At 37.6% G+C, this 19,556-nt stretch carries 19 protein-coding genes; 2 read left to right on the top strand and 17 right to left on the bottom strand.

The features are described from left to right. Window positions 1-27 precede the first annotated feature (27 nt). The 14 genes from ACTDJC_RS03010 to ACTDJC_RS02945 form a co-directional block, all read right to left on the bottom strand. Entirely contained in the window at window positions 28-750 is a 723-nt protein-coding gene (locus tag ACTDJC_RS03010; RefSeq protein WP_440602611.1) for an amino acid ABC transporter ATP-binding protein, read from the bottom strand. After that, window positions 743-1,402, bottom strand: coding sequence for an amino acid ABC transporter permease (locus tag ACTDJC_RS03005; RefSeq protein WP_098310608.1), 660 nt, complete (start codon window positions 1,400-1,402; stop codon window positions 743-745). Before ACTDJC_RS03005 ends, ACTDJC_RS03010 begins: the two co-directional genes overlap by 8 nt. Before the next feature lie 36 nt (window positions 1,403-1,438). After that, window positions 1,439-2,218 (bottom strand): transporter substrate-binding domain-containing protein, encoded by a 780-nt coding sequence (locus ACTDJC_RS03000; RefSeq protein ID WP_098310607.1) that lies wholly within the window; start codon window positions 2,216-2,218, stop codon window positions 1,439-1,441. A gap of 234 nt (window positions 2,219-2,452) precedes the next feature. Continuing rightward, window positions 2,453-2,884 (bottom strand): BrxA/BrxB family bacilliredoxin, encoded by a 432-nt coding sequence (locus tag ACTDJC_RS02995; RefSeq protein WP_141525084.1) that lies wholly within the window; start codon window positions 2,882-2,884, stop codon window positions 2,453-2,455. Window positions 2,885-2,953: 69 nt separating this feature from the next. Further along, window positions 2,954-3,415, bottom strand: coding sequence for an NUDIX hydrolase (locus ACTDJC_RS02990; RefSeq protein WP_440602610.1), 462 nt, complete (start codon window positions 3,413-3,415; stop codon window positions 2,954-2,956). Window positions 3,416-3,493: 78 nt separating this feature from the next. Next, a complete protein-coding gene (locus tag ACTDJC_RS02985) occupies window positions 3,494-4,192 on the bottom strand; it encodes a DUF421 domain-containing protein (protein ID WP_098310603.1) in 699 nt (232 codons plus the stop codon). A 178-nt stretch (window positions 4,193-4,370) separates the two neighbouring features. After that, the gene (locus ACTDJC_RS02980; RefSeq protein WP_440602609.1) at window positions 4,371-5,687 is read right to left on the bottom strand and encodes a dihydrolipoamide acetyltransferase family protein; all 1,317 of its coding nucleotides are present in this window, start codon (window positions 5,685-5,687) and stop codon (window positions 4,371-4,373) included. Between the two features lie 15 nt (window positions 5,688-5,702). Continuing rightward, window positions 5,703-6,686: a 3-methyl-2-oxobutanoate dehydrogenase subunit beta gene (gene bfmBAB / locus ACTDJC_RS02975; RefSeq protein ID WP_098310601.1), complete on the bottom strand. Its 984-nt coding sequence runs from the start codon at window positions 6,684-6,686 to the stop codon at window positions 5,703-5,705. A 13-nt stretch (window positions 6,687-6,699) separates the two neighbouring features. Next, entirely contained in the window at window positions 6,700-7,701 is a 1,002-nt protein-coding gene (bfmBAA, locus tag ACTDJC_RS02970; protein ID WP_098310600.1) for a 3-methyl-2-oxobutanoate dehydrogenase subunit alpha, read from the bottom strand. An 81-nt stretch (window positions 7,702-7,782) separates the two neighbouring features. Then, window positions 7,783-9,204, bottom strand: coding sequence for a dihydrolipoyl dehydrogenase (gene lpdA / locus ACTDJC_RS02965; RefSeq protein WP_230575986.1), 1,422 nt, complete (start codon window positions 9,202-9,204; stop codon window positions 7,783-7,785). Window positions 9,205-9,209: 5 nt separating this feature from the next. Next, window positions 9,210-10,313, bottom strand: a complete 1,104-nt coding sequence (gene buk, locus ACTDJC_RS02960) for a butyrate kinase (protein WP_098310598.1) — start codon at window positions 10,311-10,313, stop codon at window positions 9,210-9,212. 87 nt (window positions 10,314-10,400) lie between these two features. Beyond that, entirely contained in the window at window positions 10,401-11,501 is a 1,101-nt protein-coding gene (locus ACTDJC_RS02955) for a leucine dehydrogenase (RefSeq protein ID WP_098310597.1), read from the bottom strand. A 104-nt stretch (window positions 11,502-11,605) separates the two neighbouring features. Continuing rightward, window positions 11,606-12,505: a phosphate butyryltransferase gene (gene yqiS, locus ACTDJC_RS02950; RefSeq protein ID WP_098310596.1), complete on the bottom strand. Its 900-nt coding sequence runs from the start codon at window positions 12,503-12,505 to the stop codon at window positions 11,606-11,608. A 195-nt stretch (window positions 12,506-12,700) separates the two neighbouring features. Continuing rightward, on the bottom strand, window positions 12,701-14,773 hold the full coding sequence (locus ACTDJC_RS02945; protein WP_440602608.1) for a sigma 54-interacting transcriptional regulator: 2,073 nt from the start codon (window positions 14,771-14,773) through the stop codon (window positions 12,701-12,703). A gap of 138 nt (window positions 14,774-14,911) precedes the next feature. On the opposite strand from ACTDJC_RS02945, the gene ACTDJC_RS02940 reads away from it, so the two are divergent. Beyond that, window positions 14,912-15,145 (top strand): DUF2627 domain-containing protein, encoded by a 234-nt coding sequence (locus ACTDJC_RS02940; protein WP_098310595.1) that lies wholly within the window; start codon window positions 14,912-14,914, stop codon window positions 15,143-15,145. 225 nt (window positions 15,146-15,370) lie between these two features. Here ACTDJC_RS02940 and ACTDJC_RS02935 read toward each other — a convergent pair whose 3' ends face one another. Further along, window positions 15,371-16,099 carry a glycerophosphodiester phosphodiesterase gene (locus tag ACTDJC_RS02935; protein ID WP_440602607.1) on the bottom strand — a complete coding sequence of 243 codons (729 nt, stop codon included), beginning with the start codon at window positions 16,097-16,099 and terminating at the stop codon, window positions 15,371-15,373. A 143-nt stretch (window positions 16,100-16,242) separates the two neighbouring features. Between ACTDJC_RS02935 and ACTDJC_RS02930 the strand changes: the two genes are divergently transcribed. Beyond that, the gene (locus ACTDJC_RS02930; RefSeq protein ID WP_253630379.1) at window positions 16,243-16,389 is read left to right on the top strand and encodes a YycC family protein; all 147 of its coding nucleotides are present in this window, start codon (window positions 16,243-16,245) and stop codon (window positions 16,387-16,389) included. Window positions 16,390-16,921: 532 nt separating this feature from the next. On the opposite strand, the gene spo0A is transcribed toward ACTDJC_RS02930, so the two are convergent. After that, window positions 16,922-17,716 carry a sporulation transcription factor Spo0A gene (gene spo0A / locus ACTDJC_RS02925; RefSeq protein WP_440602606.1) on the bottom strand — a complete coding sequence of 265 codons (795 nt, stop codon included), beginning with the start codon at window positions 17,714-17,716 and terminating at the stop codon, window positions 16,922-16,924. A 443-nt stretch (window positions 17,717-18,159) separates the two neighbouring features. Next, window positions 18,160-19,461: a SpoIVB peptidase gene (gene spoIVB, locus ACTDJC_RS02920; protein ID WP_098307613.1), complete on the bottom strand. Its 1,302-nt coding sequence runs from the start codon at window positions 19,459-19,461 to the stop codon at window positions 18,160-18,162. Window positions 19,462-19,556 lie beyond the last annotated feature (95 nt).

The following is a 19,556-nucleotide window of genomic DNA, read 5'->3' as shown; positions in this document are numbered from 1 at the left end:
CATTATTATTCACGCAATTTTTACATGTTACAACATTTTTTGTAAAAATTCTTGTGCACGTTTGCTTTCCGGTGCTGTAAAAAATTTCTCTGGGTTCGCGTCTTCTACAAGTTTTCCACCATCCAAAAACAGAACACGATTTGCTACTTCTTTTGCGAAGCCCATTTCGTGCGTAACAATTGCCATCGTCATTCCTGTCGTTGCAAGAGATTTCATAACTTCCAGTACTTCTTTTACCATCTCTGGGTCCAGTGCTGAAGTCGGTTCATCAAAAAGCATAACGTCTGGTTCCATTGCCAAGGCTCTTGCAATTGCAACACGCTGTTTTTGTCCACCAGAAAGGCGATTTGGATATGCATCCTTTTTCTCAAGTAATCCCACTTTTTCTAATAATTCTTCAGCCTTTTTCACTGCATCGTCCTTTGAGACACCTTTTACCGTAAGAGGAGCATACGTAATATTTTCTAACACTGTCATATGAGGGAATAAGTGAAAATGCTGAAATACCATCCCAACATGCTGACGAACTTCCATAATATTTGTATTTGGATTTGTTACCTCTTGATTGCCAATCCAAATTTGTCCGTCCGATGGTACTTCTAATAAATTCATGCAACGTAAAAACGTTGATTTCCCTGAACCAGACGGCCCAATAATCGCTACTACTTCGCCCTGTCCAATTGTTGTTGTAATATCTTTTAATACTTCGTTATTTCCAAATGATTTATGAAGGTTTGTAATTTTAATCACTTTTCTTCATTCTCCCTTCAACCGCTTTGCCGATGAATGTAAGAATAATAACAAGGATGTAATAAATCATACCGACAAATAAAAGTGGTTCAAAATATGACAATGTCTCTCCGCCAACAATATATGCGCGGCGCATTAAATCTGTTGCGCCTATCACAGTAACAACTGCCGACTCTTTCGTTAATGTAACAAACTCATTTACTAATGCAGGTAAAATATTTTTTAATGCTTGCGGAAAAATAATATTTCGCATCATTTTTCCATATGGAATACCGAGAGCCATCGCTGCTTCTGTTTGTCCTTTATCAACTGCCTGAATTCCAGCGCGAATAACTTCTGACATATATGCACCTGAGTTTAAGCTAAATGCTAAAACTGCTGCTAAAAATGCTGAAATATCATATCCTGTAATTTGAGGGAGACCATAATAAATAAGCATTAATTGTAGTACAAGCGGTGTACCACGAAAAATAGATGTATAAAAATCAGCAATAATACTTAAAACTCTAATTCTGGCAATTTTACAAAGCGCTAATAACGCACCTAGCGCAAAGCCGAGCAAAGAAGATACAAAAACAATTTTCAATGTTACTTCTAAGCCCTTTAACATATATGGTATTGACGGCGTAATTTGCGAAAAATCCAAGTTCATCCTAAGTCATTCCTCTCCATAATATGGAAAGGCGGCTTATTGCTCGCCGCCAAACCATTTCTTCACTAATTTATCCATTTCTCCATTTTCTTTCATTTTCTTAATCACTTTATTAAACTCCGCTGTCTTATCACTATTTTTCGGAAGTGCAATTGCTGAACCAGCTTCATCCGCAGCTTCCGGAATTTCTACACTCTTTAACTCTTTATTTTTTTCTAAATATCCTTTTGCTACTGTATCTTCTAAAATAATTGCATCAAAACGACCTGCTTGAATTTCTTGAATTAGTTCTGGTATACGATCGCGTCCTTCAGACTGGAACGATACTTGTTTCTGTAGATCCTTTGCCTTTTCTTCTTGAATTGATCCTGTTTGTACCCCTACTTTTTTCCCTTGCAAGTCTTGCAATGTTTTAATATTTGAACCTTCTTTAGAAATAATCACATTTTTTGACGTGAAATAAATATCTGTAAAATCAGCGTTTTTCTTACGTTCTGCTGTCGGTGTTAGTCCAGCCATTACAAAGTCAACTTTTCCAGCTTCTAATGATGCTAACAGTCCGCTAAAATCCATATCTTTGATTTTAACTTTATAGCCTAATTCTTTACTGATATAGTTCATAACATCGATATCAAAACCGATAATATCTTCACTCTTTTTCGCATCGACATATTCAAATGGTTTGTAATCTGCAGAAGTTCCCATAACTAAAACTTTATTTTTATCAGTACTTCCTGCTTCTTCACGCTTACTGCAAGCTCCGAATATACTTACGATTAAAATAAGTGCAAATGAAATGGATAAAAATTTCTTCATTACTTCTCCTCCTAGTTAATGTATATTTAAAGATTTTATAGAATTTTTATTCGTTGAATGTATTGTAGCAATAAATTAATTTTTATGCAATAAATAAAATAAAAATTAATTTATTTTTTCTTTCCACAACATCATTAACAGTGTGTACACTGTATAATTTTATGCATAAACAGCTGATTTTATGTAAAAAAAGAACCGTTAAGATTCTATTCTTAACGGTTCTAAAAAGGTATATTACATTTCATCACAATGTTCTTCAAAGTACGATTGTAATTTAGCAATTACCTGCATTGGTTCATGGCCTTCAATTTCATGACGCTCAACCATTGTCACAATCTTACCGTCTTTTAATAATGCAAACGACGGAGAAGACGGTGGATATCCTTCAAAATATTCACGAGCACGTGCCGTTGCTTCTTTATCTTGACCTGCAAATACAGTAACAAGATTGTCTGGGCGTTTATCATAATGAACCGAATGTGCTGCTGCTGGACGTGCAATACCACCTGCACAGCCACACACAGAGTTTACCATTACAAGCGTTGTGCCTTTCTTTTGTAATGCTTCCTCTACCGCTTCTGTTGTTGTTAATTCTGTATAGCCAGCTGCCACGATTTCTTCGCGTGCTTGACGGACAACATCATTCATAAAAAAGTTGAAATTCATCAAAGTTTTCCCTCCTCACATATACCTATCTGTATCTTACCAATAACTATTTCTAAAATACAAGTAAACTTACTTGCTTTGTATCATTTCTACATATACTTCAATCATTCTTTTATGCGATCCTACAATATACTCTGGTAATTCTGTAACCGAAAAAAACTTTAATTGTATTGCTTCTTTTTTGTTTACAGTAGGTTCTCCTTCATAATCATGAGTATAATATGCAGTGGTTACTGCTTGGAACTCGTCACCGTTTGCAAGTTTCACAAAATGTTTTGCACCTGAGAACACATTAATGAGCTGCAAATTCTTCACACGAATGCCGGCTTCTTCATACACTTCACGGTATGCAGTTTCTTCTGGTGATTCCCGCAGCTCCATTAATCCACCAAGAAGTCCCCATTTCCCATACGGTTCTTGTCTTTGTTGTAATAATACTTCCCCATCTTTATTCAATACAAGAACAACCGAACCGACTAAAATTAAAGGGTAGTGACCAACTATTTTTCGTAATTCCTCCACATATCCCATTCCAACAAACCTTTCTTTTTTATTTCCTTGTCCACACCATTGTATCATATGTATAAAATGGAAAAATGCGTAATTTTTTTACTTTTTAAGCAAAATGTTTATTTGTCCCTTTTCATCTATCGTTGCTAATTGAATCAATTGAATTGGTACTTTCTGCTTTAACTCATCTTTTACCCACTCTTCTGTTTTTTCTATTAAAGCGAGAACATCCTTTTGGATATCCCCATTCTTTACCAAGATAAATGTAATAGGTGATTGCTCTGCATATATTTTCATATCTTTTCGAGACACTTTTTCATATGCTGCATATTGAAATACAGAAACAACTCCACTTGCTTCCCATAAGGCTAGTTTTACTGTTTGAATATCTGTAATACCTTGCAATCTCAGCTCAGAAAATAAATACTCTACTGTAATCCGTGCCTTCTTTAGATTATTAAACTGAACAGAACCATTATGTATCAGAATAATCGGTGCAGGCTCTAAAAAACGTCTCCACCAATCCACCTTTAATGTCAAAACGGAACTTACTATATGAAGTACTACGAGAACAAATGTTGTAATCAGAGAACCGAGAAGGCCTACTCTTTCATCAGATAATGCGTTCGATATATTTCCGCCTAATAATAGTACTAGCACAAGATCTAAAAAACGAAGCTGAGCAATAGAGCGTTGTCCCATTGCTTTTGCAACAATAATTAAAAACATATATGCCAATATGGCACGGATCACCCATTCGAAATTCGAAAGATGCTTTGCTCCTTCAAATATATGCATAAATGGCACCCCTTAACAAAATTCCTCCTTTTAGTTTATGTTTATCCGTATTGTCTATGTAAAAAACAATGTAAATCTTCAGCTAAGTTGCAAATTTACATAGGAAATATGCTTCCACTTAAAAACTTCTCATTCATATACGTAAAAAAAGCCCGCCAATTGGCGGGCCTTCCTATGATTAATATACAGAAGTGTTATCTGCAGACGTATTCTCAAGAATTTCTTTCACACGGCCTAAGAACTTACCACAAATGAATCCGTCCAGTACGCGATGGTCAAGGGATAGACATAAGTTAACCATATCACGTGCACCGAACATACCATTATCCATAATCACTGGACGTTTCACGATAGATTCCACTTGTAAAATTGCCGCCTGTGGATAATTAATAATACCCATAGACTGAACAGAACCAAACGATCCTGTATTATTGATTGTAAATGTTCCACCTTGCATTTCGTCAGCTTTTAATGACTTCGTACGTACTTTCGTTGCAAGCTCAGTAATTTCACGAGCGATACCTTTAATTGTTTTCTCATCAGCATGCTTAATAACTGGAACGAATAGTTCATCGTCAGTTGCAACTGCGATAGAAAGATTGATATCTTTCTTCTGAACAATTTTATCGCCAGCCCACATAGAATTAATTTGTGGGTATTCTTTTAATGCTTGTGCAACAGCTTTTACAAAGAATGCAAAGAATGTTAAGTTGAAGCCTTCACGCTTTTTAAATTCACCTTTAATTGAATTACGGTATGAAACAAGGTCTGTTACATCCACTTCAATCATCATCCAAGCATGCGGTGCTTCATGCTTACTGCGCAGCATGTTTGCAGCAATCGCTTTACGCACACCAGTCACTGGGATTTCAATATCTCCAGGCATTGTTGGTACAGATACTGGTTTTGCCGCTTCTGTTTTTGGAGCTGCTGGTGTAACTGCAGCCTTTGGTGCTTCTTGCGTAATTGGTGCAGATGCTGCTTCTTTCTTCGCACCTGCTTGTGGAATATTTCCAGATTCCACTAATTTTAAAATATCTTTGCGCGTAATACGGCCATTTGTTCCCGTACCTTCTACTACATCTAAATCAATATTATGTTCACCTGCAAGTTTTAATACAGCTGGTGAAAAGCGTGGCTTACCATCAGTTGGTTGCTTCGCTTTTGGCGCTGCTGGTGCTGATGCAGCTGTCTCTGCTTTTGGTGCCTCTTCTGTTTTTTCTTCTACAGCTGTTGCAGCTACTTCATTTGCACCTTCAACTTGAATCATACAAATCACTTCACCAACAGCTAATGTATCACCTTCGCCAGCGATTAACTCTGTAACAACCCCAGTGAAAGAAGATGGTACTTCTGCGTTTACTTTATCTGTCATTACTTCTGCAAGCGGATCATATTTATTTACATGATCACCAACAGAAACAAGCCATTTACTAATTGTACCTTCCGTTACACTCTCCCCAAGCTGAGGCATCGTAATTTTTTCTACAGCCATGTATAGTCCCCCCGATTAAAATTCCGCAAGTTCGCGCATTGCTTTTTCAACTTTATCTGGATTTACCATAAAGAATTTTTCCATTGTTGGTGCATATGGCATTGCTGGAACGTCTGGACCTGCAAGACGAGCAATTGGTGCATCAAGGTCGAATAAGCAATTTTCTGCGATAATTGCTGCTACTTCACTCATAATGCTTCCTTCTTTATTATCTTCCGTTACAAGAAGAACCTTACCTGTTTTTGAAGCTGCTTCAATAATTGCTTCCTTATCTAACGGATATACAGTACGTAAATCAAGAATGTGAGCAGAAATGCCATCTTGTGCTAATTTTTCAGCAGCTTGAAGAGCAAAGTGAACACATAATCCGTATGTGATAACAGTAATATCATCACCCTCACGTTTTACGTCTGCTTTTCCGATTGGTAATACATAATCATCTTCCGGCACTTCACCTTTAATTAAGCGATATGCACGTTTATGTTCAAAGAATAATACTGGATCTTCATCACGAATTGCTGCTTTTAATAAACCTTTTGCATCATACGGTGTAGAAGGAATGACAATTTTTAAGCCAGGTTGGTTTGCAAAAAGTGCTTCTACAGATTGAGAATGATACAATGCACCGTGAACACCGCCGCCAAATGGTGCGCGGATTGTGATTGGACAAGTCCAGTCATTGTTAGAACGGTAACGAATTTTTGCTGCTTCGGAAACAATTTGGTTTACCGCTGGCATAATGAAGTCAGCAAATTGCATTTCTGCAATTGGGCGCATTCCATACATCGCTGCACCGATTGCTACTCCAGCGATTGCTGATTCTGCAAGTGGTGTATCAAGCGCGCGCATTTCACCAAATTGATCATATAATCCAGTTGTCGCTTTAAATACGCCACCTTTTTTACCAACGTCTTCTCCTAATACAAATACTTTCTCATCGCGTTCCATTTCCTCGCGCATTGCTAATGTAATCGCGTCAATATAAGACATTACAGCCATGAAACGTTCCCCCTTATTCCGCGTATACGTGCTTTAATGCAGATTCTGGATCTGCATACGGAGCATTCTCTGCATATTCTGTTGCTTCGTTTACGATATGCATCACGTCATCTAACATTTGTTTTTCAGATTCCTCTGTTAAAATACCTACTTCTTTTAAGTAGTTTGCAAATGTATAGATTGGATCTTTTTTCTTTGCTTCTTCTACTTCTTCTCTGTCACGGTACACACGATCATCATCGTCACTAGAGTGAGCTGTTAAACGATAAGATACCGTTTCAATTAATGTTGGACCTTCACCACGGCGACCACGATCTGCCGCTTCTTTTACAGCTTTATATACTTCAAGCGGGTCATTTCCGTCTACTGTGTATCCTGGCATACCATAACCGATTGCACGATCAGATACATTTTTACAAGCTAATTGTTTTTCAACTGGGATAGAGATTGCATATTTGTTATTCTCACACATGAAAATAACTGGTAATTTGTGTACTCCTGCAAAGTTTGCACCTTCATGGAAGTCACCTTGGTTAGAAGAACCTTCTCCAAATGTAACAAACGTTACTAAATCTTTTCCTTCCATCTGTCCTGCTAATGCAATACCTACTGCGTGCGGTACTTGCGTTGTAACTGGTGAAGAACCTGTTACGATGCGATTTTTCTTTTGTCCAAAGTGTCCAGGCATTTGACGTCCGCCAGAGTTTGGATCTTCTGCTTTTGCAAATCCAGATAGCATAAGCTCTTTTGCTGTCATACCAAATGCTAACACGACACCCATATCACGGTAATATGGTAATGCGTAGTCCTTTTCGCGATCAAGTGCAAATGCTGCGCCTACTTGTGCAGCTTCTTGTCCTTGACAAGAAATTACAAAAGGAATTTTCCCTGCACGGTTTAATAACCACATACGCTCGTCAATTTTACGTGCGAGTAACATCGTGCGATACATTTCTAATACTTGCTCATCGCTTAAGCCAAGCTCTTCATGGCGCTTTGCTTTTACTTCAGCCATTTTAACACCCTCCTAAATCCTTTTTACCCCGCTCTATTATAAAGCAAGAACGATACACTATCCATTCCCAATGGTTCACTTTTATCCGTGTAACGCTTTTCCATCAACTGCTAACGCAGCTTCACCAATTGCTTCTGATAATGATGGATGCGGATGAATTGTATGTGCAACTTCCCAAGGCGTTGCATCTAATACTCTTGCAAGACCTGCTTCTGAGATCATATCTGTTACGTGCGGTCCAATCATATGAACACCAAGAATATCATTTGTTTCTTCATCAACAACAAGTTTCACAAAACCATCAGATTCTCCATATACAAGCGCTTTACCGATTGCACGGAATGAGAATTTACCTACTTTTAATTTATAGCCTTTTTCTTTTGCTTCTTGCTCTGTTAAACCGACAGAAGCAACTTCTGGGCTACTATATACACATTTAGATACCATAGAGTAATCAATTGGCATCGGCTCTTTTCTAGCAATATGTTCAACTGCTACAATTCCTTCATGAGAAGCAACGTGTGCAAGTTGCAAGCCGCCAATTACATCGCCAATCGCATAAATGTGTGATTCTTTCGTTTGATAATATTCATTTGTTTGAATATAACCTTTTTCAACAACGATATCTGTATTTTCTAAGCCGATATTTTGTGTGTTTGCTTGTCTTCCAACAGATACAAGCATTTTTTCAGCTTTAAATTCTTTATTTTCACCGTTAAGTTCCGCTTGAATTGTAACACCATTATCTTTTACTAAAGTTTCTGGTAATACTTTTGCACCAGTTACAATCTTAATACCTTTTTTCTTAAGCAAACGCTGCATTTCTTTAGAAACGTCTTGATCTTCAAGTGGAAGAACATGTTTTGCATATTCAAGTACAGTTACTTCGACACCGAAATCAGCAAGCATAGACGCCCACTCAATACCGATTACACCGCCACCAACAATAATAACAGACTCAGGAAGCGCTTCCATTTTTAAAGCGTGGTCAGATGACATAACATATTCACCATCAAGCTCAAGTCCTGGTAAAGAATTTGGACGTGATCCTGTTGCAACGATTACGTTTTTCGGAATAAGCATTTCATTCTCTTCACCACTTGCTAATTCAACAGAAATCGTTCCCGGCATCGGTGAGAAAATAGATGGGCCAAGGATACGACCAATTCCTTCATATACATCGATTTTCCCTTGCTTCATTAAATGCTGAACACCTTTATGAAGTTGGCTAACGATTTTTTCTTTACGTTCTTGTACTTTTGCAAAGTTTAATGAAACATCGCTTGTAACAACACCAAATTCTTCCCCTTTTTTCGCCGTTGCGTATACTTCCGCACTACGAAGCAACGCTTTACTTGGGATACAACCTTTGTGTAAACATGTGCCACCAAGATTCTCTTTTTCAACAAGCGCTGTTGTTAGTCCTAATTGTGATGCACGAATAGCAGCAACATATCCGCCTGTACCGCCACCAACAATAACTAAATCGTACTCTTTTGCCATATTTTTCAACCCCTAGCTACGGTTTCTTTTTCCCTTACAACATACTCTTTTGCAACTTCTTCTTCACGAAGTACACGAAGCGCACCTTCTGCTAATGCTTGTAGTTCATCTTCTCCTGGATGTACAATTACATCGGCAATCCAATGAACGCGCTCTTTAATTTCATCAACAAGGATTTTGCTATATGCAAGTCCACCAGTTAAAACAATTGCATCTACTTTCCCATGAAGAACTGCACTTGATCCGCCAATTTCTTTTGCAACTTGATATGCCATCGCTGTATAAACAAGTGTTGCTTCTGGATCACCTTGTTCTACCATCTTTTCTACTTTAATTGCATCATTTGTACCAAGTAAGCTGACTAAGCCTCCTTGTCCAACGATTTTTTTCATCATTTCATCACGGTAATAGTCACCAGAGAAGCACATTTCTACAAGCTGACCTACCGGAACTGTTCCTGCACGTTCTGGGCTGAATGGTCCTTCTCCATTTAAACCGTTATTTACATCAATAACTTTTCCTTTTTTATGAGCACCAACTGAAATACCGCCGCCCATATGTGCAATTAATAAGTTTAAATCTTCATATTTACGATCAAGTTCTTTTGCAACTTTACGAGCTACTGCTTTTTGGTTTAGCGCATGAAAAATACTTCTTCGCTCCATGCCAGCTATTCCGCTAATACGGGCAATATCATCCATTTCATCTACAACTACTGGATCAACAATAAACGCTGGAATGTTAAGTCCAGAAGCGATTTCATATGCTAAAATACCTCCCAAATTGGAAGCATGATGGCCACTATAACCATTTTTTAAATCTTCTAGCATAGCTTCATTTACTGTATACGTACCGCCTTCAATCGGGCGAAGTAATCCGCCGCGTCCGCATACAGCATTTAACTTAGAAATATTAATGCCATGGGAATGAAGCACCTCTAAAATAGTTTGCTTGCGAAATTCATATTGATCAATAATACGCTTATATTTCCCAATCTGTTCTTCGTCATGACGAATTGTTTCTTCTAAAACAGGTCTTTCATTATCAAAAACACCAATCTTCGTAGATGTACTACCAGGATTAATGACAAGAATTCGATTCACGGACAAGGCTGCTCCCTCCACCATTTATTTAGAAAGACAGTAGCAACTTCTAAATGAAGCCGCTACTGCTTTCATATTTACTTTTTCTATTAATTAACGACGGCTTAAAATGTTGTGGCCGTTACTTAAAAATGTGCTGCGTGTATTTTTTAAGCTTGCGATGCGCTCTTCAGCAAGACGATCTGCCGCTACATATGTTGGCACGCCATCACGTTTTGAAATTTCGATTACTTTTGCAATCGTGTCATAAATTGCTTCTACACGTTTTAATGCACGCTCTCTATTGTATCCGTATAACTCATCCGCTACGTTAATTACGCCACCTGCGTTAATAACATAGTCTGGTGCATATACGATACCCATTTCATGAACGATATCGCCATGACGATCTTCTTTTAATTGGTTATTTGCAGAACCAGCAATTACTTTCGCTTTTAATTGTGGAATTGTTTCATCATTTACTGTTGCTCCTAATGCACATGGTGCATAGATATCACATTCTACACCGTAAATTTCGTTAGGTTCAACAGCAGTTGCACCAAATTCATCTACAGCACGTTGTACAGCTTCTTTATTAATATCTGTAACGATTAATTTTGCACCTTCTGCATGTAGGTGTTTACATAGGTGATAAGCTACATTTCCTACACCTTGAACAGCAATTACCTTACCTTCTAAGCTATCTGTACCGAACGCTTCTTTTGCAGCTGCTTTCATACCAACATATACACCGTAAGCAGTTACTGGAGATGGGTTACCAGAAGAACCGAATGAAGGTGAAATACCTGTTACGAAATCTGTCTCTTCATGAATAATATCCATATCATCTACAGTTGTACCAACATCTTCTGCTGTAATGTAACGGCCATTTAAACCTTGAATGTAACGGCCTAATGCACGGAACATTGCTTCGCTCTTATCTTTACGTGGATCGCCGATAATAACTGTTTTTGCACCGCCTAAGTTTAAACCAGCAGCTGCGTTTTTATATGTCATTCCTTTTGCAAGACGAAGAGCATCTTCAATTGCAGCTTCTTCAGAATCGTATGTCCACATTCTTGTTCCGCCAAGAGCTGGTCCAAGAGTTGTATCATGAATTGCAATAATTGCTTTTAATCCTGATTCTTTATCTTGACAGAATACTACTTGCTCGTAATCGTAAGTTTCTAAGTATTTGAAAATTTCTAATGTCATTGTAATTTCCCCCTTGATATGTTTAACATTTTCGATTTTAGCCCATTATACTGGACTCATTTCCTTAATCATTAATGAAAATAAAACATGTACTGCAAGAAAGTTTATTTAGAAGCAGTCGTAACTGCCAATGCTAATGAATACACTTTTGTTTCTGCTGAATCTGCGCGAGATGTTAACACAATCGGTGCTTTTGCTCCGGCGATAATCGCTCCTACTTTTGCATTTGCAAAGTATACAAGCGATTTATATAATACATTTCCAGCTTCAATTGTTGGGACGAGTAAAATATCTGCTTTGCCAGCTACATCACTTTGAATTCCTTTATGCTCTGCTGCAATTTGTGAAACGGCAATATCTAAAGCAAGTGGTCCATCAATGATACAATCTTTAATTTGTCCTCGACGATTCATTTGCGTTAACATTGCTGCATCAATCGTTGCTTGCATTACTGGATTTACAACTTCCACAGCAGCAATCGGAGCTACTTTCGGTACTTCCACTCCTATTGCCCGGGCAACTTCAACCGCATTTTGTGCAATAGCCGCTTTTTGCTGTACATCTGGAGCAATATTCATCGCTGCATCTGTTACAATGATAAAGCGATCATAATTGGGTACTTCAAAAGCTGCAACGTGTGATAACACACCGCCTTTACGAAGACCCCATTCTTTATTTAATACTGCTTTCAAAATGCTAGCGGTTGGAATATTCCCCTTCATAAGTACATCTGCTTCTCCGCCTCTTACAGCTTTTACTGCTAATTCAGCAGCTTCTGCATTAGATGTAGCAGAGATTACTTCAATATGTTCTGAAGGCTGTAATCCATGTCCTTGTAACATATTCATAATCGTTTCTTGATTTCCATATAGACGAAATTGAGCTAACTGTAATTGAACAGCCTTTGCAACCGCTTCAATTACTTCATGATCTTCAGCTACTGCAACAGCAACTGTTTTTTTCGGCTGCTCTGCTGCCTGATCAATTAAAGTTTGTAACTTCATATTTTGTAATCAACCCTTCCTCGTCGTCCCTCGCTTATATTAAAGCAAATATCGTGCCAACTTTTAAATCCCCTTTAAATATTTTTGAAAACGCATTCAAAACGTAGAAAAATCAACATTTTGTAACTAAACAAAAAATTCCGTCTAATTTTGTCGCATTCTATTTACCGTGCAATTTCTTGCACGGTATGAAATTTATTGCATGCCATTTTTTGCACGTTCGTATTTTTCTAGTTTATAATATAAATTCCGAACCGAAACCCCTAATACTTGGGCCGTTTTCGTTTTATTCCCATCAAATCTAGATAAGTACTCATGAATAATATTCCCTTCAAATTCAGCTACTAAATCATCAAGAGGCTTTTCTTCTAAGTCAGGAAGTAAATTACTCCCTTTCAATTCAGATTGGTCATCTTGATGTAACGGAGGTAAATGATGTACATCAATATACATTTCATTATAATTCATAAAAATAATTGCTCGCCCTAAAATATTTTCAAGCTCTCGAACATTTCCAGGCCAATCATACGACTGCAAATACTGCACCGCTGATTCCGTTAATCCTTCGACATTGCGTCCATAGTCTTGATTAATTTTTTGAATTAACCGATCAGCAATTTCAGCAATATCTTCTTTACGTTGACCGAGCGATGGAATATGAATTGGAATTTTATTTAAGCGATAATATAAATCTTCCCGAAAATCACCATCTAAAATTGCCTTTTCTAAGTTCACATGCGTTGCGGCAATAACTCGAACATTAATAGGAATCGGCTTCGTACCTCCGACCCTCACAATTTCTTTCTCTTGTAAAACACGGAGTAATTTCGCCTGTGTATTCGCAGATAATTCTCCTATTTCATCTAAGAAAATACTTCCGTTATTTGCTTCCTCAAAAAAACCACGCTTCCCTCCGCGTCGCGCGCCGGAAAATGCTCCTTCTTCGTAACCAAATAGCTCACTTTCTAATAGCGATTCGGAAATTGCTGCACAATTCACCCGAACAAACTTATTGTACTTCCGATTGCTGCCATTATGAATGGCATGCGCAAATAATTCTTTTCCAGTTCCTGACTCTCCGCGCAGTAGTACCGTCGCTGGTGTATTCGCTCCTAGTTTCGCTTGTTCAATTGCCGCTATAATCTCTTCTGACGTTCCAACAATATCATCGAATGAATATTTTGCCTCCAACGTACGAATAATTTGTCTTGCCCTATTTAATTCATTTGTTAACTTTTGAATTTCGGATACATCACGAATCACGCCAACGCTTCCCTTTAAAATCCCATCAACAATAACCGGGGCTACGTTTACAATAACATCTCTCTTTTTTTGACCAATCTTCATATGAATACCACGCACTGCTCTGCGTGTCCGGAGCACTTTCATATGCATACTTTCTCCTTCTACAATATCCGTTGTCGCTGGTTTACCAATAATATCTTCTTCAGAAAGACCTGTTAATTTTGTATAGGCTGGATTAATAACAAGCCCTCGTCCTTGTTCATCAACAACGGAAATCGCTTCTTCAGAAGAATGAATAATTGCTTCTAGCAGCGTTTGAATTTCTTTTAAATTCGTCACTTCTTCAGCCAAATTTACAATTTCGGTAATATCTTTAAAAACCGCAAACGCCCCTTGCACTTCTCCAATTTCATTTAAAATTGGAATGCGCGTTGAAATAATTTTCTTTCCATTATGTAATGTTAATTCTTGATTAATCTCAATTTGTTTCGTACGAACAATACGAAGTAACTTACTTGTTGGAATTACTTCTAAAATGTACTTATTAACAACATCTTCGCTTTTATAGCCTATCATTCGTTCCGCACTTTTATTGAATAATAGTACATTCCCATCTTTATTAACAACAATCATACCATCGTGCGTTGAATTTAAAATCAGGTCACGCTGCTGCGTTTGTTCTTTTAACTGCCCAATTAACATTTCTTTTTCATGCGCAAGCTTAACAACAATATTCGCAACGTCACCCGGGACAAGCAGTACATCTTCTTTTTTCTTCACTAAAACCTTTTCATACACACTGTAGTCACCTGTCATATCAAAGATGACATCAATATCCTCTCGTATAAACGCTTCCCAATCACTTCCTGTAGAAATATAAAGCCCCTTTGCAAGTTGTATACCTTTTGCCGTTTCATCAATATCCACAATCGCAACCACTTCAAATATATTCGATTTTTGCAGCAGACCTAGAATCGCACTACCCCCAGCACCCGCTCCAATAATTAATGCTCTTTGTCTCATATGCCACCAATCCTTCCGCAGCACCTCTGCAAAATTTTTCACACCTCTATCTTACTTGTTCCGAAACCTCTTGACAAACGAATACAAATTATAACATCATTTTGTATATACTAAATTGTCTGAAAAGGAGTTTTCCACATGCAGCGTTACCTCGCTCTTTTTTTAGCAGTTATCCCTATTTTACTAGCTGTGCTAGGTATTAAACTGATGAGAGATACTGTCTTCGGTATTCTTTTCTCTCCAATCCCTGTATTATGGTTACAATTTTTAATTGGAGCACTCTGCTTTGCGATTGGTTTTTATATTTTTGGCGGATTCGTTTTATATCGTGACCGAAAACGAAATAAAGTACAAGCTCGCTTTCGAAGATAAAGTGAAACTTCTATCAGTGGGGTTTTCTTCATCCCCCACTGATAGTTAGTTGAACCAATTGGGCTTTTACGGGCAGTCATCCCACACCTATCTTCTTCGCTTCTCTCTCCATCTTGAGGTGGGGGGCTTACTGCTTGCGAATAACCGAATAGAATTCTTCACCTTGAAATATTCCACAATATCAAACGTTCATACGAAAAATGAGACCTTCTCTGAAGAAAGGTCTCATTTTTTACCTTGCAATAGTCCCTTTGCACGCTCTGGATAGTCTGTAATAATAGCGGTCACATTCATCTCCAAAAACTTTCTCATCACTTCTTCATCATTAATCGTGTATGGACGCACCGCTACACCATTTATCATCGTTAATTCTATAATCCCATCCGAAATATAACGATAGTTCGGATGAATAGCACTGGCTCCCATCTTTTTCGCATAAGCCCACGGACTATGCAGCCCTTCTTTATATAAAATCGCTGTTTCAATATCAGGAGCCATCATATGACACTTTTTCATACTATAATGATTAAAAGAAGATAGAATAATTCGCTCCTCCATATTATATTTTCGAACGAGCGTAATCACCTCTTCTTCTAACCCTCGATACGGCACCTTATTATTCTTTAATTCGATATTAAGAAAAAGGTTGTTTGTTTCTAGCCATTCTAACACATCTTCTAATAAAGGAATACGGCACGCACCGACCTTATCATAAAATGTATAACTGGCATCTAACGAACGCAAATCTTCATATAAATAATTCCGAACTGCTCCTTTTCCATTCGTCGTTCGATTTACTGTTTCATCATGAATAACAACAATTTTTCTATCTTTTGTGAACTGAACATCCAATTCAATTCCATCCGCTCCGAACTGCTCCGCCGCTTGAAAAGAAACCATTGTATTTTCTGGGTATGTTCCCGCAGCCCCGCGATGTCCAAAGATAAGCGTCATCTTCTCACCTCAAATCTTATCTACTCTAACTGCTAGTAAGAAATCATTGCAGGTTACAAACCTTACGAGCTACTACCATTAGCGAATCTCCCGCCAATGGCGACTTCTCTTTATGTTATACTATACAAAAAGGAGGTACTTTTATGAAACCATTACAACTTTCACCAGACACAGCTATTAAGTTATCTAAAGCTCTCGGTGTTCCACTTGAACAGCTTATGCATATGCCTCAGCATATTTTAATTCAAAAACTTGTTGAATTAGAAAAACAAAATAAAGATACAGAATAGACAGTCCTGTTATGCACAGGACTTTTCTTATGAAAATTCCCGCCACTTATCTCCTTCGGATCTTGAAGTGGGGGTTTCTTGTCAATTCCCTAATAAATTCCCAACACAACAAACAATCACCGCTTCATCCTATCTCTCCTTTATAATCAAAACAACATGTAACATTTAAACATTCTTGCTTCTCAAAAGAAAACCTCCGATACCTTCCCGTTGAAACAATAAAGTGAAACTTCCATCACCGGAAGCTTTCTTCATCCCCCACTGATGCTGATGGTTAGTTGAACCAATCAGGCACATGCCAGCAGTTATCCCCCACCTATCTTCTTTGCTTTTCTCTGAATCTTGAGGTGAGGCGCTTACTGCCCGTTAATGCGGTATAAAAAATGAACATTCCTTTCATGATGGTTATCTAAAACTACCATAAAAGGAATGTTCATCGATTTGTATATCAATGATTTATTGATTAAAAAAGAAATTTATTGCTGAATTTACTTTTATAAACAAAACCACTTCATCTATTGATATCGTTAATTCAGCTCGCCTTATGCTCAAGCCTTAATTTATCTGCAACCATCGCGATGAATTCACTGTTCGTAGGTTTCGCTTTTGACATGGAGACAGTATAACCAAATAAAGAAGAAATAGATTCAATATTCCCTCGGCTCCATGCAACTTCAATTGCATGACGGATTGCACGTTCGACACGGCTTGCCGTTGTATTATATTTCTTTGCGATATCTGGATATAGTACTTTTGTAATTGATCCAAGCAACTCAATGTCGTTATATACCATTGAGATCGCCTCGCGCAAATACATATACCCTTTAATATGAGCTGGTACACCAATTTCATGAATGATACTTGTAATGCTCGCATCTAAATTTTTCGGTTTTCCATCAGACGTTGTTACAGAACGAAAAGCTGATAGTGGACGTTTAATTGTAGCGCTTGATTTTCCACTCACTTGACGAATGTGACTTGTTAAGTTTTCCATATCAAATGGTTTTAATATAAAATATGATGCACCTAAATCAACAGCTTTTTTTGTCACATCCTCTTGTCCAAACGCTGTTAGCATAATAACATTTGGCTGTTTGAAACGGTCAATATGACGCATTTTTTCTAACACTGCGAGTCCATCTAAATGTGGCATAATAATATCAAGGACCAGTACATCCGGTTGTCTCTCTTTTAATAAATTTAAGCAATCTTGACCATTGTAAGCTACCCCAATCACTTCCATATCATCTTGAGCGGCAACATAACTCTCTAACATAGATATAAGTTCTTTATTATCATCCACGAGACACACTTTAATTTTCTCCACAGCTTTTCCTCCCTACAAATGATTTCTCCCGACATAAAGTATTAGCTTCTAGACTACATGAATTGTTCGACAATTATGTGAAAATCCCCTTTAAAACTTTCTTAAATTCCGAAAAAATCACAAAAAAACATCTTTATCGTTCATTTCTTAGTTTTTCTTTACATATTCCATCATATGATTACAACCGAATATACATACTCTACTTTTATTTTACAACAAAAAACAACCATTGCGAAACTTTTGTAACTTTTCAACGACTTTATACAGTGAAATTTCCATCAGCGGGGGTTTCTTCATCCCCCACTGATGGAAAGCTCTCACCAATCGGGCTTTTACGGACAGTTATTCCCCACCTATCTTCTTCGCTTTTCTCTGCATCTTGAGGTGGGGGTTTACTGCCCGCGAATAGCGGGATAGATCGAAAAAAAGCAAGCTGAATAAATTCAGCTTGCTTTTTTCTGATCGTTATAAATATTAATACCCGCTTCATGTAGCATCCACTCAATATGAACTCCATATCCGGATGTTGGGTCATTAACAAATACGTGTGTTACAGCTCCAACTAATTTCCCATCTTGTATAATAGGACTACCACTCATTCCTTGTACAATTCCACCTGTTTTTTCTAATAGACGTTTATCTGTAATCTTAACAACCATCCCTTTTGTTGCAGGGAATTTTTGCGGAACTGTACTTACGATTTCTATATCGAATGCTTCCACTTTATCTTGATCAATAACCGTCAAAATTTTCGCAGGTCCCTCTTTTACTTGATAAGAAAGAGCAATTGGAATTGCTTCATCCATAATTCCATTTTTCATTCCTGTATTTAACTTACCGAAAATACCAAATGGACTATTCGTTGTAATATTACCAATAATTTCATGATCTGGTGAAAATCTTGCTAGTTTTTCACCCGGATCACCATTACTACCACGTTCAATGGATGTTACTGTCGAACGAACAATTTGTCCATCTTCAACTTGAATTGGTTTTTTCGTATCATTGTCAGAAATAACATGACCAAGTGCACCGTATTTCATTGATTCTGGATGAATAAAAGTCATTGTTCCAATACCTGCAGCTGAGTCACGAATATACAACCCAATTCGATACGACTGTTCTCCCCCATCTTTTTGCGGAGTTAATTTTGTTCGAATATATTTTCCATCTCGCAATAAAACAAGATTAAGCGATTCCCCTGTTTTCCCGCTATCATGAATAAATGGTGCAATATCACTCATTCGTTCAATCGTCTTACCATTTATTTCAGTAATCATATCCCCTACTTGCACACCTGCAAGCTCACCCGGAGATACTTTTCCTTTTTCTGTTTGGATTAAATGATGGCCTACAACAAGTACCCCTTTTGCATTTAACTTTACTCCTATTGATTGCCCACCTGGAACCACCTTAAAATCTTTTAATACTTTTACATTTACTTTTTTCACCGGCAATCCTGCAAGCTCATAAACCATATCAGCTTCTCCGCTTTGATGCGGATTTACTGCAATTGTTTTTTCACCAGCATGTTGAGAAACAATTGTAAAAATCGTTTCATCTGTTGATTTTGTTTGAAATACAGGTAAAGAAGATACTTGTGAATCTTGATTTTGAAACATAACAAGTTGCTTTGGAAGTGAAATAAACTCGCGAAGCGGTTTATAACACCCAATAAAGACAAGCGAAACAAGGAGACAGATTCCTATGATTTTTCGAAATTGCTCTAATTTCAATCTTTTCACTCTCCTCGCTCCTAACCCACATTCAGCCAAGCGGCTTCACTTTTTAATCTCTCCTTGCTACCCTTTCTTTATAACCGGAAGAATTAAGAAATCAT

Origin of the sequence: Bacillus sp. GB_SG_008, assembly GCF_052038115.1 — a bacterium.
GTDB classification, from domain to species: Bacteria; Bacillota; Bacilli; order Bacillales; family Bacillaceae_G; genus Bacillus_A; species Bacillus_A rhizoplanae.
Note: the sequence above shows the minus strand (reverse complement) of the source record. Positions and strands in the feature narration are given on the sequence as shown.

Bases quoted from the DNA above. Each gene is read 5' to 3' on its own strand.
- ACTDJC_RS03005 (WP_098310608.1), bottom strand. From the start codon at position 1,402: ATGAACTTGGATTTTTCGCAAATTACGCCGTCAATACCATATATGTTA.
- ACTDJC_RS03000 (WP_098310607.1), bottom strand. From the start codon at position 2,218: ATGAAGAAATTTTTATCCATTTCATTTGCACTTATTTTAATCGTAAGT.
- ACTDJC_RS02995 (WP_141525084.1), bottom strand. From the start codon at position 2,884: ATGAATTTCAACTTTTTTATGAATGATGTTGTCCGTCAAGCACGCGAA.
- ACTDJC_RS02990 (WP_440602610.1), bottom strand. From the start codon at position 3,415: ATGGGATATGTGGAGGAATTACGAAAAATAGTTGGTCACTACCCTTTA.
- ACTDJC_RS02985 (WP_098310603.1), bottom strand. From the start codon at position 4,192: ATGCATATATTTGAAGGAGCAAAGCATCTTTCGAATTTCGAATGGGTG.
- ACTDJC_RS02980 (WP_440602609.1), bottom strand. From the start codon at position 5,687: ATGGCTGTAGAAAAAATTACGATGCCTCAGCTTGGGGAGAGTGTAACG.
- bfmBAB (WP_098310601.1), bottom strand. From the start codon at position 6,686: ATGGCTGTAATGTCTTATATTGACGCGATTACATTAGCAATGCGCGAG.
- bfmBAA (WP_098310600.1), bottom strand. From the start codon at position 7,701: ATGGCTGAAGTAAAAGCAAAGCGCCATGAAGAGCTTGGCTTAAGCGAT.
- lpdA (WP_230575986.1), bottom strand. From the start codon at position 9,204: ATGGCAAAAGAGTACGATTTAGTTATTGTTGGTGGCGGTACAGGCGGA.
- ACTDJC_RS02955 (WP_098310597.1), bottom strand. From the start codon at position 11,501: ATGACATTAGAAATTTTCAAATACTTAGAAACTTACGATTACGAGCAA.
- yqiS (WP_098310596.1), bottom strand. From the start codon at position 12,505: ATGAAGTTACAAACTTTAATTGATCAGGCAGCAGAGCAGCCGAAAAAA.
- ACTDJC_RS02945 (WP_440602608.1), bottom strand. From the start codon at position 14,773: ATGAGACAAAGAGCATTAATTATTGGAGCGGGTGCTGGGGGTAGTGCG.
- ACTDJC_RS02940 (WP_098310595.1), top strand. From the start codon at position 14,912: ATGCAGCGTTACCTCGCTCTTTTTTTAGCAGTTATCCCTATTTTACTA.
- ACTDJC_RS02935 (WP_440602607.1), bottom strand. From the start codon at position 16,099: ATGACGCTTATCTTTGGACATCGCGGGGCTGCGGGAACATACCCAGAA.
- ACTDJC_RS02930 (WP_253630379.1), top strand. From the start codon at position 16,243: ATGAAACCATTACAACTTTCACCAGACACAGCTATTAAGTTATCTAAA.